At 73.0% G+C, this 13,146-nt stretch carries 11 protein-coding genes and 1 pseudogene; 5 read left to right on the forward strand and 7 right to left on the reverse strand.

Annotated elements, in window-relative coordinates; all coding sequences use genetic code 11:
* Window positions 1-105: 105 nt before the first annotated feature.
* Complete coding sequence (locus tag ACZ5CZ_RS20770; RefSeq protein ID WP_468945073.1) at window positions 106-1,830, forward strand: cholesterol oxidase substrate-binding domain-containing protein; 1,725 nt, start codon at window positions 106-108, stop codon at window positions 1,828-1,830.
* A gap of 50 nt (window positions 1,831-1,880) precedes the next feature.
* Complete coding sequence (locus ACZ5CZ_RS20775; protein ID WP_385841058.1) at window positions 1,881-2,339, forward strand: archease; 459 nt, start codon at window positions 1,881-1,883, stop codon at window positions 2,337-2,339.
* A gap of 29 nt (window positions 2,340-2,368) precedes the next feature.
* Here ACZ5CZ_RS20775 and ACZ5CZ_RS20780 read toward each other — a convergent pair.
* From ACZ5CZ_RS20780 to ACZ5CZ_RS20800, 5 genes and pseudogenes are all read right to left on the reverse strand, one after another.
* Window positions 2,369-3,781, reverse strand: a pseudogene (locus ACZ5CZ_RS20780) (RtcB family protein).
* Window positions 3,782-3,887: 106 nt separating this feature from the next.
* On the reverse strand, window positions 3,888-4,505 hold the full coding sequence (locus ACZ5CZ_RS20785) for a TetR/AcrR family transcriptional regulator (RefSeq protein ID WP_385841060.1): 618 nt from the start codon (window positions 4,503-4,505) through the stop codon (window positions 3,888-3,890).
* Entirely contained in the window at window positions 4,502-5,992 is a 1,491-nt protein-coding gene (locus tag ACZ5CZ_RS20790; RefSeq protein ID WP_468944743.1) for an MFS transporter, read from the reverse strand. The genes ACZ5CZ_RS20785 and ACZ5CZ_RS20790 overlap by 4 nt, the downstream gene beginning before the upstream one ends.
* A 123-nt stretch (window positions 5,993-6,115) precedes the next feature.
* Entirely contained in the window at window positions 6,116-6,937 is an 822-nt protein-coding gene (locus tag ACZ5CZ_RS20795; RefSeq protein WP_468944745.1) for a lipase family protein, read from the reverse strand.
* Window positions 6,938-6,987: 50 nt separating this feature from the next.
* Window positions 6,988-8,193: an FAD-dependent monooxygenase gene (locus tag ACZ5CZ_RS20800; protein ID WP_385841063.1), complete on the reverse strand. Its 1,206-nt coding sequence runs from the start codon at window positions 8,191-8,193 to the stop codon at window positions 6,988-6,990.
* 335 nt (window positions 8,194-8,528) lie between these two features.
* Here ACZ5CZ_RS20800 and melC1 point away from each other — a divergent pair, with 335 nt between their 5' ends.
* A complete protein-coding gene (gene melC1, locus ACZ5CZ_RS20805; protein WP_385841064.1) occupies window positions 8,529-8,921 on the forward strand; it encodes an apotyrosinase chaperone MelC1 in 393 nt (130 codons plus the stop codon).
* 35 nt (window positions 8,922-8,956) lie between these two features.
* Window positions 8,957-9,778, forward strand: a complete 822-nt coding sequence (gene melC2 / locus ACZ5CZ_RS20810; RefSeq protein WP_385841065.1) for a tyrosinase MelC2 — start codon at window positions 8,957-8,959, stop codon at window positions 9,776-9,778.
* A 16-nt stretch (window positions 9,779-9,794) separates the two neighbouring features.
* On the opposite strand, the gene ACZ5CZ_RS20815 is transcribed toward melC2, so the two are convergent.
* A complete protein-coding gene (locus ACZ5CZ_RS20815; protein ID WP_468944749.1) occupies window positions 9,795-10,490 on the reverse strand; it encodes a ribonuclease H family protein in 696 nt (231 codons plus the stop codon).
* A gap of 34 nt (window positions 10,491-10,524) precedes the next feature.
* A complete protein-coding gene (locus ACZ5CZ_RS20820; RefSeq protein ID WP_468944752.1) occupies window positions 10,525-11,319 on the reverse strand; it encodes a VOC family protein in 795 nt (264 codons plus the stop codon).
* 377 nt (window positions 11,320-11,696) lie between these two features.
* Between ACZ5CZ_RS20820 and ACZ5CZ_RS20825 the strand changes: the two genes are divergently transcribed.
* A complete protein-coding gene (locus ACZ5CZ_RS20825) occupies window positions 11,697-13,139 on the forward strand; it encodes a family 2B encapsulin nanocompartment shell protein (RefSeq protein ID WP_385841068.1) in 1,443 nt (480 codons plus the stop codon).
* The last annotated feature ends 7 nt before the right edge of the window (window positions 13,140-13,146 follow it).

Raw genomic sequence — 13,146 nt, forward strand, 5'->3', positions numbered from 1 at the left:
GCTCCGCCGAGCACCGACGAGAATCACCCGAACGAGTGATCCGGTGTGCCGTGGGCCGGCAGAGTGCCGGGCGGCGCCTAGCGTGACCGTGTGATCGATCATTCCCTGGACGACGCCAACTCCCGCTCCTCGGACCCGACTTCCGGCTCCGTCGGCCGCCGTGGTCTGCTGCGCGGCGCCGCCGCCCTGGCCGCCGTACCGGTGCTGCTCGCGGCCGATCCGGCGGTGGCCGCGGCCGAACTTCCGGGGTTCCCGGCCGAGGTGGCGCTCTACCGGTCGGCCTACCGCAACTGGGCGGGTGAGATCACCGCCGACGGGCTGTGGGCCTGCGCCCCGGGCGGGCCGGAGCAGGCGCTCGCCGTCGTCAACTGGGCCTGGCGGAACGGGTGGCGGGTGCGGGCCCGGGGTGCTGCGCACGGCTGGTCGCCGCTCACCGTCACCGAGGGCACGACGACACGGAACCGGGTCCTGCTGGTCGACACGGCGCCCCGGCTGACCCGGCTCGCCCTGGACTCGCCGACGGCGGTCCGCGCGGGCGCGGGCGTCACCCTGGAGACCCTGCTCACCTTTCTGGAGGGCCATGGGCTGGGGCTCACCGCGGCTCCCGCGCCGGGCGATCTGACCCTGGGCGGCGCCCTGGCGATCGGCGCGCACGGCACCGCCGTACCGGCCGCCGGCGAGGAGCCCCCGCCCGGCACCGCCTACGGCTCGCTGAGCAACCGGGTGCTGGAGCTGACGGCGGTGGTGTGGGACGCGGCCGCCGGGTCCTATGTGCTGCGCACCTTCCGCCGCGGGGAGGCGGACACCGCCGCGCTCCTCACCCATCTGGGCCGGTCCCTGGTGACCGAGGCGGTGCTGCGGGTCGGCCCCGACACCCGGCTGCGGTGTGTCAGCCGGACCGATGTCCCGGCCCGGGAGCTGTTCGCGGCGCCCGGGTCCGGCGGGCGGACCCTGGAGAGTTTCCTGCACCGCTCGGGCCGGGTGGAGGCGATCTGGTTCGCCTTCACCGAGCACCCGTGGCTGAAGGAGTGGAGTGTCGCCCCGGTCCGCCCGGCGGGCTCGCGGCACGTCACCTCGCCGTACAACTATCCCTTCTCCGACAGCGTGCCGACGCCCGTCGCCGATCTGGTCGGGCGGCTGTTCTCCGGCGCCGCCTGGTATCTGGCGCCGGTGCTGGGCCAGGCCCAGCTGACCGCCGCCCGGCTGGGGCTCGCGGCCACCTTCTCCGCCGATCTGTGGGGGCCGTCGAAGAACACGCTGCTGTACATCCGGCCGACCACCCTGCGGGTGACCGCGAGCGGGTACGCGGTACTGACCCGGCGGTCCGGCGTGCAGCGGGTGGTGCACGAGTTCACCCGGTTCTACCGGGAGCGGCTGGCCGCGTACGCGGCCCGCGGCCGCTTCCCGGTGAACGGCTCGGTGGAGATCCGGGTGACCGGCCTGGACGACCCCGCGGCCACCGGCGTCCCGGGCGCGCAGGCCCCGCTGCTGTCGGCCGTACGGCCGGACCCGGCCCACCCCGAGTGGGACACCGCGGTGTGGCTGGACGTGCTGACCCTGCCCGGCACCCCGTACGCGGGGGCGTTCCAGCGGGAGCTGGAGCGGTTCCTGCTCGACAGGTACGACGGCGGGTACGCCCGCACCCGGGTGGAGTGGTCCAAGGGCTGGGCGTACACGGCGGACGACGCCTGGCGGGATCCGGACGTGCTCGGCACGGATGTGCCCGGCTCGTTCGGTCCCCGGGTGTGGGCCCGGGCGGTGACCACGCTGGACCGGCTGGACCCGCACCGGGTCTTCGGCAACGGCTTCCTGGACCGGCTGCTGCGCTGACCACCGCCCGGACGCGGGTACCCGGCCCGAGGGCAAGGATCGGGGCGGCCATGGCAGGTGACACCGGCGGCGGTGCGCGCGGGCGGCGCGGGGGCGCGAGCGGCCACTGCGCGATGCCGCACACCGCCGACACCCTCCTGCACGCGTGGGGCCCCAGCCGGGAGCGCTGCCTCGCCGAGGCCGTGCACGCCCTGGTGGAGACCTTCGCCGAGGTGGCGGACGTGCGGCCGGTCACCGGGGGCCGGGTCCGGCTCGGCCCGGCCGAGGACGAGGAGCTGCTGGTCGCGCTGCTGGACGAGGTCGTCTTCCGGCTGGAGGTGGCGGGGCTGGTCCCGGTCGGCGTGGACGTGGAGCCTGTCGGCGCCGGAGTGCTGGAGGCGCGGCTGTCCCTGGCCCGCCTCGCGGACGTCACCGTCGTCGGTGCCGCCCCCAAGGGCGTCTCCTGGCAGAACCTGCGGATCGGCCCGGACGCCCACGGCTGGTCCTGCGCGGTGATCGTGGACGTGTGACCGGCGCCCCGGGGCCGGGACCCGCCCGGTCAGCCCTTCACCACCCCGAGCGGCACCAGCCGGGCGACCTTCCGGCACAGGCCGGCGCCCTCGCTCGCGGCGACGACGGCGTCGACGTCCTTGTACGCCTCCGGCGCCTCCTCCGTCAGACCGCGCCAGGACCGGGGGCGCGCGGCCACCCCGGCGCCGCGCAGCCGGGCCCGCAGCTGGCTGCCGGTGATGGTGCGGGCGGCCTGGTGGCGGCTCATGGTGCGGCCCGCGCCATGGCAGGTGGAGTGGAAGGCGTCGCCCCCGGGCACGCCGGTCAGCACGTACGAGGCGGTGCCGAGGGTGCCGGGGATGAGCACCGGCTGTCCGAACTCCCGGATGTCCTCGGGGAGTTCGGGGTGGCCGGGCGGGAAGGCGCGGGTGGCGCCCTTGCGGTGCACGCACAGCCGGCGCCGCTCGCCGTCCACCGTGTGCGGCTCGATCTTGGCGAGGTTGTGGGAGACGTCGTACACCAGCGACAGCCGGGCGCCCAGGGCGCGCCGGAAGACCGTGCGCGCCGCGTCGGACAGCAGTTGCCGGTTGGCGCGGCCGTAGTTGGCGGCCGCCGCCATCGCGCCGAGGTACGCCCGGCCCTCCGCCGAGTCCACCGGGGTGCAGGCCAGCTGCCGGTCGGGCACGGTGATGCCGTACCGGGTCATGGCGCGGTCCATCAGCCGTACGTGGTCGGTGCAGATCTGGTGCCCGAGCCCGCGCGAGCCGCAGTGGATCATCACGCAGACCTGTCCCGGTCCGATCCCGAAGGCGGCGGCGGCCCGGTCGTCGTACACCTCGGCGACCCGCTACACCTCCAGGAAGTGGTTGGCGGAGCCCAGGCTGCCCACCTGGCCGAGGCCGCGTTCCCGGGCCCGCTCCCCGACCTGGGCCGCGTCGGCGTCGGCGACCGCGCCGCCGTCCTCGCAGCGCAGCAGGTCGCGTTCCTCGCCCAGGCCGCGCTCCACGGCGTAGCGGGAGCCGCCGGTGAGCAGCCTTTCCAGCTCGCCGGGGCGGTCCGGCCGCCATACGCCGCCGGGCCCGGCCCCGCGCGGGATCGCCCGGTCCAGGCCGTCCATGACGGCGGTCAGCGCGGGGCGGAGCGCCGCGCCGTCGCAGTCGGCGGCCAGCAGCCGCACCCCGCAGGAGATGTCGAAGCCGACGCCGCCCGGCGAGACCACCCCGCCGGCGTCGACGTCGGTCGCGGCGACCCCGCCGATGGGGAAGCCGTAGCCCCAGTGGATGTCCGGCATGGCGTACGAGGCGGTGACGATCCCGGGCAGCTCGGCCACGTGCACGACCTGCTCCAGGGACTGGTCGGCGTCCGCGAGCAGGCCTGGGGAGGCGAACACCACGCCGGGCACCCGCATGCCGGCGTGCGGTGCGATGCGGTAGCGGAAGGGGCCTTCCTGGACCAGTTCCATCTCGACCTCCGCCCCGGTACGGCCCGGCGTCCGCACACCGCCGGAGGGGAGCCGGCCGGCTCCCCTCCGGCGGTGTGCGGCACGAGTACCCGTGCGCGGGGGTGCGTCACACGGCGGGAGCGGCCCGGGTGCCGGGGGTGAGCTGCTGCTGGACGAGCGGGCCGTAGCGGTCGGCGAGGGCGTCGGTGTCGGCCCCGTGCAGGTGCGGTCCGCGGGCGATGCCGTACATCACTCCGACGCCGACCACCGCGGCGACGGCCAGTTCGGCGCGCAGACCGGCGTCGGGGCCGGTCAGCCGGGCGGCGAGGCGCTCGGTCACCTGGGCGCGGAAGTTGGCGCGCAGGAGGTCGCCGAGGTCTCCGTGCAGCGGGGCGAAGGTGATGCGCAGCAGCGGATCGGTGCCGCGCTCGCGCTGGCTGGTCAGCACCTGGCGGACCATGTGCCGGCCGAGGGCGTCGAGCGGGGCGTCCAGCAGGTCGTCGGCGTCGGTGTCGAAGGACATGACGCGGGCGAACAGGTTGTCCTTGTTGCCGAAGTACTTCAGGATCAACGGCGGGCTGACACCGGCTCGTTCGGCTACGGCCTTGAGGGTGATGTCGGCGTGCGCGTGGCGGGTCAGCAGATACCGGCACGCCTTCAGGATCGCCGCCTTGGTGGCCTCGGCGTCGCGGCGGGCGGGGGCGGTCGTACCGGGTCGGGGCGGGGTGGTGCTCACGCTCCTCATGTTCCCTCCAGCGCCGCGTCGCGGGCGCCCCGGGTGCTCCGGGTGTTCCGGACACGCCGGTGGCGGCCGCGGGGACCGTCGCCCGGGATGGCCAGGGCGGCCACGCAGGCGGTGAGGGCGACGGCGCTCGCCATCGCGAAGGCGAGCAGATAGCCGTTCAGGGTGGGTACGGGGATGCCGGCCACGGCGCTACTGTGGTGGACGAGGACGGCGGCGACGGCCGCGCTGGAGGTGGCCTGGCCGATGGTGCGCATGAGGACGTTGACGCCGTTGGCGGAGGCGGTCTGACCGGCGGGGACGGCCCGCAGGATCAGGGTGGGCAGCGCCGAGTAGGCGAGGGTGGTACCGGCCGTCACCACGGTCGCGCCCAGGATGATCATCCAGAGTTCGCGGCTGTCGGCGATGCGGACGGCGTAGCCGAAGGCGATGACGGCGGCGCCCAGTGCGAGGGTGATCCGGGGACCGCGCGCGGCCGAGATCCGGGCGGACAGCGGGGAGAACAGCAGCATGGTGATGCCGCCGGGCAGCAGGCACAGACCGGTCTCCACGAGCGACAGGCCGAGGCCGTAGCCGGTGGCCTTCGGGGCCTGCACGAGCTGGGCGGTGACCAGGGAGTTGGCGTAGAAGGCGAATCCGACCAGCAGCCCGGCCACATGCGACAGGCCCACCTGGGGTCGGCGGACCAGCCGCAGGTCGACCAGCGGCCGTTCGGCGCGCAGCTGCTGCCACCACCAGCCGGCCAGGACCACGACGGCACCGAGGAACAGCCCGAGCACCCGGGGGCTGCTCCAGCCCCAGGTGCCGCCCTGGGACACGCCCAGCAGCAGGCAGACCAGCCCGGCGGCGAGGCCCAGCGCGCCGGGCACGTCGAAGCGGCCGGGCTCGCGCACGGGTGACTCGCTGACCGCCCACCAGGTCGCCGCGACCCCGAGGGCGCTGAGTGCGCTGGTCATCCAGAACATGGTGTGCCAGTCGGCGTACTGCACGACCAGTGCGGCGAGCGGCAGGCCGAGGGCGGCGCCGATGCCGACGGTGGAGCTCATCATCGCCACCGCCGAGCCCCGGCGCTCGGGCGGGAGTTCGTCGCGCAGGATGCTGATGGAGAGCGGGACCACGGCGGCGGCCGCGCCCTGGAGCGCGCGGGCGGCGATGAGCACCCCGATGTCGGAGGTCAGGGCGCACATCACGGAGCCGACGGTCATCAGGACGAGTGCCGAGATGAGCACCCGGCGTTTGCCGTACATGTCGCCGGCCCGGCCGAGCACGGGGGTGAGGACGGCGCCGGAGAGGAGGGTGGCGGTGACCATCCAGGAGACGGCGGCGGCCGAGGCGCCGGTGAGCCGGGGCAGGGCCGGGAGCAGGGGGACGACGACGGTCTGCATGATCGCCATGAGGATGCCGCCCGAGGCCAGCACCGGGATGGTCAGCCGGTCCCGCAGCCGGGGTGGCTTGACTGCGGGCGGGGGTATCGGTGCGGGGTGCTCCATCGGTTCTCCTGCGGACGGCACATGGGCGGCGAGGTGAATGACCATTCACCCTAACGGGTGAATGGTCATTCACCAACGCTTTAATGTGTGCGCCCCCGGCTTTTCGTGCCGGCGTGAGAACCGTCAGACGAGGTTTTTCTCCAGGGCCAGGAGATAGTTCCCCATGAAGTGGTCGCGGATGCCGTCGGAGGCGGGCGCGAAGGCGTCGGCGGTCAGCCCTTTGGCCCGGTCACCGAGGGCCGACAGCATCGGCATGGACTCGTGCACCTTGCCGTGGGAGTCGATGTAGCGCAGTGCCCGGACGTGGGTGAAGGCCGGCTCGGGCGGGAGTTGGGGGACGATGTCGTTGTTGTTGACGAAGCGGTACATGCGGCCGCCGAAACCCTTGTGGAAGGCCTCGGCGAGCAGCCGGTCGCAGGTGCGCGGCTGACCGTAGGTGTAGACGCCGTCCGCGGCCAGGTGCGGCTGCTCCAGGTAGAGCCGGGCGCCGGCCAGCATGGCGAGGGCGCCGCCGAGGCTGTGCCCGGTGAAGTAGACGGTGTGGCCGTCGGTGCGCAGCTCCTGGAGGGTGTCGTGGACGTCGGGGTAGACCGATTCCAGGGCCTCGGCGAATCCGTGGTGGACGTATCCGTGCCCGCCGGGGCCGGGCCAGGGCGGGGTGGTGGCATCGGAGAGCCAGTCCTTGATCTGGGCGGGTTCGGTGCCCCGGAAGGCCGTGACGATCATGCGGTCGCTCGCCAGCGTGTACGCCTGGGTGTCCTGCAACGGGAAGGGCGGGGTGAAGCGGGTCTCGTGGTGGCGGACCTGGTCGAAGCCCCACTGGGCGGCCTGGTCCTCGATGACGGCCCGGTCCTTGTAGGCCAGTTCGGCGGCGCGGGCCAGCCAGTAGGCGCGTTCCAGGCTGTAGCCGGACGAGGTGTGGTCGAAGGCGGTGGGTACGGCCATGCGGGGGGGATCCCTTCCGGGGTGTGGGGGGTGGGGAGCCGGTCCGTCGGTCAGCTGCGGCCGGCGGTGGAGCGGGCGTGCTGGAGGGCGCGGGCCGCCCGGGGGCCGAGCCAGCGCTTGAGCCGGCGCAGGACCTCGAGCTGTCCGGCGGCCTTGTCGAGGCCGTAGTACAGCTGCGGCGGGACGTACGGCAGCAGCGGCGAGTGGCGCTGGCCGAGCAGGGCGAACATGCGGTGCGGGGGCAGGTCGATGTAGCGGGGCAGGTTCTCGTACCACTGGGCGCTGTACCGGGCGGCGCTCTGCGCGGACAGCAGCTCGGACCTGCGCCGGCGTTCGTAGGCGGCGAGGGCCTGGGGCAGGGTGGCGTGCTCGGTCAGGGCGGTGGCCAGGCACATGGCGTCCTCGAGGGCGAGGGTGGTGCCGGCGCCGATGGAGTAGTGGGTGGTGTGGGCGGCGTCGCCGAGCAGCACCAGGTTGCCGTGGTGCCAGCTGCGGTTGGTGACGGTACGGAAGGTCTGCCAGCCGGCTCCGGGGCGGCCGATGAGGGGGTGGCCGTCGAGGACGCCGGCGAAGAGCTTCTCCAGCAGGGCGAGCCCCTCGCTGCGGTCCGCCCGGTCCAGGCCGAGGCCGGTGCGGGTCTGCGGGGAGCATTCGACGACGCAGGTGCTGTGCTCCTCGCTGTAGCCGTAGCCGTAGGCCCAGATCCAGCCGTGCTCGGTCTCGGTGAAGGCGAAGGTGAAGGCGTCGAAGACCTTGGTGGTGCCGAGCCAGACGAAGGAGTTGCGTCCCGAGGCGATCTCGGTGCCGAAGCGGCCGGAGTGCCGGCGGCGCAGGGCGCTGTGCACACCGTCGGCGGCCACGACGAGGTCCGCGTCGGCGGGCGGTTCGGTGATCTCGCTCTCGTACTCCAGCCGCACACCGAGGGCGCGGGCCCGGTCGGCGAGCAGCTCGAGCAGCCGGTGCCGGCCGATCCCGTAGCCCTCGTCGCCGCGGTGACGGGTGGTCAGTCCCCGTACGTGGGCGACGCCTTCGCTCCAGCGGACGGAGTGCTCCTCGATCGCCCGGGCCGACTCGGGGTCGTGCGCCCGGAGCCGGTCGAGCAGGCCGTGCCAGTAGGTGACGCCCCAGCCGTAGGTCGAACCCTCCGGGTCGCGCTCGTGGACGGTGATGTCCCGGGACGGGTCCTGCCGTTTCAGCAGGATGGCGAGATACAGGCCCGCGGGCCCGCCTCCGACGCAGACGACCTTCACGTGCACACCCCTGACAGTCACTCGATGTGGTCGATCGGCACCGCACAGTAGCAGGGGAAGGAGGGTCGTCCGATCGCGCCAGTTTGACGTCGTGAGCCACGCCACTCGGACGGGCCGTCCGCGCGAAAGATCACCGGAAAGCCGGGCGGACGGGCAAGGAATTCCCCGTTCCGGAGCAGATCGGCAGATCGGCACAGCAAGATCAACTTGGTTCAACACTGTACGACATGTGGTTAATTGTCCGGATCACAGCCAACCCGTTCCGGGGGATTTCTCCGTTTCGCCGACCTCCCGATAGGCATGCGACGTCACCACCGCACCACCCGTTGAGGAGGATCCGCATGCCACAGATCACCCGCCGCCGCGCGCTCACCGCCGCGGCCGCACTCGCCGCGACGGCCTCGGCCGCCGCCGTCCTCGCCCCCGCCGCCACGGCCGCGGCCGGCCACGAGCACCCCCGCTCGGACACGTTCGACGAGGTCTACCGGGGCCGCCGGATACAGGGCCGGCCGATGGCGATGGACGGCGGCCACCACCACGAACACGGCGGCGGATACGAGGTGTTGATCGACGGCATGCCGCTGCACGTGATGCGCAACGCCGACGGCACCTGGATCAGTGTCGTCAGCCACTACGACCCGGTGCCCACCCCGCGCGCCGCCGCCCGCGCCGCGGTGGACGAGCTCCAGGGTGCCCCGCTGGTGCCCATGCAGATGTCGATGCCCACCAACTGACCGCCCCCGCAAGGACTTCCGGAGCACCACGCACCATGACCGTACGCAAGAACCAGGCCGCCCTGACCGCCGACGAGAAGCGCCGGTTCGTCGCCGCCGTCCTCGAGCTCAAGCGCAGCGGACGCTACGACGAGTTCGTCCGCACGCACAACGCCTTCATCATGTCGGACACCGACTCCGGGGAGCGCACCGGCCACCGCTCCCCCTCCTTCCTGCCCTGGCACCGCAGATTCCTGCTCGACTTCGAGCAGGCCCTTCAGTCGGTGGACTCCTCGGTGGCGCTGCCGTACTGGGACTGGAGCACCGACCGCACGGTGCGTGCCTCGCTGTGGGCGCCGGACTTCCTGGGCGGCACCGGGCGCAGCACGGACGGCCGGGTGATGGACGGCCCGTTCGCCGCGACCTCCGGGAACTGGCCGATGAACATACGCGTCGACGGCCGTACGTTCCTGCGCCGCTCGCTCGGCACGGCCGTGCGCGAGCTGCCGACGCCCGCCGAGGTGGAGTCGGTGCTGTCGATGGCGACGTACGACATGGCGCCGTACAACAGTGCCTCGGACGGCTTCCGCAACCATCTCGAGGGCTGGCGCGGGGTCAATCTGCACAACCGGGTGCATGTCTGGGTCGGCGGGCAGATGGCCACCGGGGTCTCCCCCAACGACCCGGTGTTCTGGCTGCACCACGCCTTCATCGACAAGCTGTGGGCCGAGTGGCAGCGGCGGCACCCGGACGCGGGCTATGTGCCCACGGGCGGCACACCGGACGTGGTGGACCTGGAGGACACCATGAAGCCGTGGAACGACGTGCGCCCGGCGGACCTGCTGGACCACACGAAGTTCTACACCTTCGACCGCTGACCGGTCCCCGGGCCGGTCAGGCCTGCGCGGTACGGCACTCCGGGTGACCCCAGCCCTGCGCATTCTTGGCGATCTTCTCGCCCGCCGCGTAGGAGCGGCCGCACGGACAGCGGCCGGGGAACTTCGCCTTGATGGTGCGCGAGGAGGCCGCGCCGCCGGTGCGCCGGGGCGCCTTCGCCCGCGGGGCGGACGCCTTCGGGGTGTCGGGCGAGGGCGGCGGCACCGCCGAGCCGAGCGCGCTGCCGGCCGCCTCCTGCACGGAGGCGGCCTGGCTGGCCGCGCGGTCGGCGAAGTCGTTCAGCGGGTCGCCGTCGACCTGGTGGGCCGGGACATAGCGGAACTCGACCGAGCGGCCGTCGAGCAGGGTGTCGATGCGGACCACCAGGTCCTGGTTGGCGACCGGCTTGCCGGCGGACGTCTTCCAGCCGTTGCGCTTCCAGCCGGGCAGCCAGGTGGTGACGGCCTTCATCGCGTACTGGGAGTCCATCCGGATCTCCAGCGGCACATCCGGGTCGACGGCGGCGAGCAGCCGCTCCAGGGCGGTCAGCTCGGCGACGTTGTTGGTGGCCCGGCCGAGCGGGCCGGACTCCCAGCGGGCGGGGGTCCGCTCGTCGGAGTCCGCGACCACCCACGCCCATCCGGCCGGTCCCGGGTTTCCCTTCGAAGCCCCGTCGCACGCGGCCACCACACGTTCACGCATACGCCCGATCATGCCATGACCGCGCCGCCCGCCGGTCCGGGCCCGGTCAGACCTCCACGACCTCGGGCCGCTCGCCCTCGGTGGTGGTGATGTCGATCACCGAGAAGTTCGCGCCCTGCGGGTCGGTGAGCGCGGCGAACCGGCCGAACGGGCTGCTCATCGGGCCGAAGCGGAGAATGCCGCCCAGCTCGCGGGCGCGCGCCACGGCCGCGTCGCAGTCGGCCACGGTGAAGTAGACGTTGATGTACGACGGCACCTCGGGCGGGAAGTCGTCGGTCATCCGCATCCGGCCGAGGACGGTGTCCTCGCCGACGTCGAAGAGGCGGAAGTCGACCGTCTCGTCGCGCATGTCCTTCATCCGGTAGCGGAAGACGCCGGCCAGGAAGCCGTCGGTCTTCTCGGGTTCCCGGGTGAAGACCTCCGCCCAGCAGTAGGCCCCCGGTGTCCCGGTCGCCTCGAAGCCCTCGTGGGTGCCCGCCTGCCACACGCCGAAGACGGCTCCGCTGGGCTCCCGGGCCAGGCACATGGTGCCGAAGTCGCCGACCTTCATCGGCTCCATCAGCACCTCGCCGCCGTTGTCCCGGATCTTCGCGGCGGTGGCGGCCGCGTCCGGCGAGGCGAAGTACAGGCACCACGCCGACTGGCCCTCCTGGCCGGGCATGGGCGGGACGACCGCGGCGACCGCCTTGCCGTCGGCGTAGGCCTGTGTGTAGTTGCCGTACTCCGACGAGGACTCGCCGAAGGTCCAGCCGAGGACGTCGCCGTAGAACCGCTTGGCTCCCTCGACGTCGCTGAACATCGCATCCGCCCAGCAGGGCGTTCCTTCGGGTGGTACGGCCATGCTCCCGGCCCTCCTGGTCGGTCCCGGGCGGAAGACCCGCCGACGGCGCGGATCGTCCCCCCTGAGGCGTTTCATCCCGCTCTTCACGCTAGTCACCCCTCGGACGGGGCGCTCGGCGAACGTGTGCGCGAGGGGGTGGCCGGGGTCCTGAGGCGGCCCGAAACCCGGGTCCGAGGGCCGCGGACCGGCGCATGGCGGCACCCGGCCGGACCCGGTGCCACCGTCGGTGGTTCTGCGCCGTCCGGAAGCGAAAGCGCCCCTTTCGCGCCGTACCGGGAGATCATCGGGCCTGTTTGGCTGATCCCGGAGCGCACACCGCCATCCGGCATCCCATCGACCGATCCAGTCACGCCTCTTCCTTCACTGCTGGAGGGAATGTGTCCACACCGGACAGCGCCATCGGGTCCACCGTCGACGAACCCGCCCCCGGCCCGCCCGGCGCCGAGCGGGCCACGAGTCTGAGCACCCATGCGGCACGCCAGCTCGCCACGACCACCAAGTCCGCACCGCAGATGCAGGCCATCACCTCCCGTTGGCTGCTGAAGAGCCTGCCCTGGGTGGACGTCAGGGGCGGCACCTACCGGGTCAACCGGCGGCTGCAACTGCGCACCGGCCGCGGCCGGGTGCACTTCGAGCAGAACGGCGCCGACGACATCCGGGTCATCCCGGAGACGCTGACCGAACTGCCGATCCTTCGCGGCTATCCCGACACCGACGTGCTGCGGGAGCTGGCCGGCCGGTTCCAGCCCCGTGAGGTGCGCGCCGGGCAGGTGCTCTTCGAGGCCGGGCAGCCGGTCACCGAGGCCTACCTGGTCGTGCACGGCCGGTTCACCCGCTACACCACCGGCAAGTACGGCGACGAGGAGATCACCGGGGTCGTCACCGACGGCGACCAGATGGGCGACGAGGCGGTCGGCCAGCCCGACCCGCTGTGGCTCGGCTCGGTGCGGGCCGAGACGGCGGGCGTGGTGCTCGCCCTGCCCTGGGGCGTGGTCCAGGAGTTCATCGAGCGGGTGCCGTCGCTGGCCGCGCATCTGCGGGCCTATGTCGAGCAGCAGCGCCGGCCCATGAACCGCAAGGGTGAGGCCGAGGTGCCGGTGCAGGCCGGCCATGTCGGCGAGCAGACCCTGCCCGGCGGCTTCGTGGACTACGAACTCGCCCCGCGCGAGTACGAGTTGTCCCTCACCCAGACCGTGCTGCGGGTGCACACCCGGGTCGCCGACCTCTACAACGACCCCATGGACCAGACCGCGCAGCAGCTGCGGCTGACGGTCGAGGAGATCCGCGAGCGCCAGGAGTGGGAGCTGGTCAACAACCGGGAGTTCGGGCTGCTGCACAACGTCGACTACGGGCAGCGGATCAGCACCTTCACCGGGCCGCCGACCCCGGACGACATGGACGAGCTGCTGTCCATGCGGCGCAAGACCAAGGTGTTCCTCGCCCATCCCAAGGCGATCGCCGCGTTCTTCCGGCAGTGCAACCGGCGCGGGCTGGTGCCCGGCACGGCGAGCGTCGACGGGCACGAGGTGCCGGCCTGGCGCGGTGTGCCGATCTTCCCGTGCAGCAAGATCCCGGTCAGCGACGACCACACCAGCAGCATCATCGCGCTGCGCACCGGCGAGGCCGACCAGGGCGTGATCGGCCTGTACCAGACGGGCATCCCGGAGGAGTACCAGCCGGGGCTGAACGTGCGGTTCATGGGCATCGACACGGCCGCGATCATCAACTACCTGGTGACGGCGTACTACTCGCTGGCCATCCTCGTGCCCGACGCGGCCGGGATCCTGGAGAACGTCCAGATCGGCAGGGTGCCCGAGTGACGATTCC

The sequence above is a fragment of the Streptomyces sp. NPDC031418 genome (assembly GCF_055581605.1).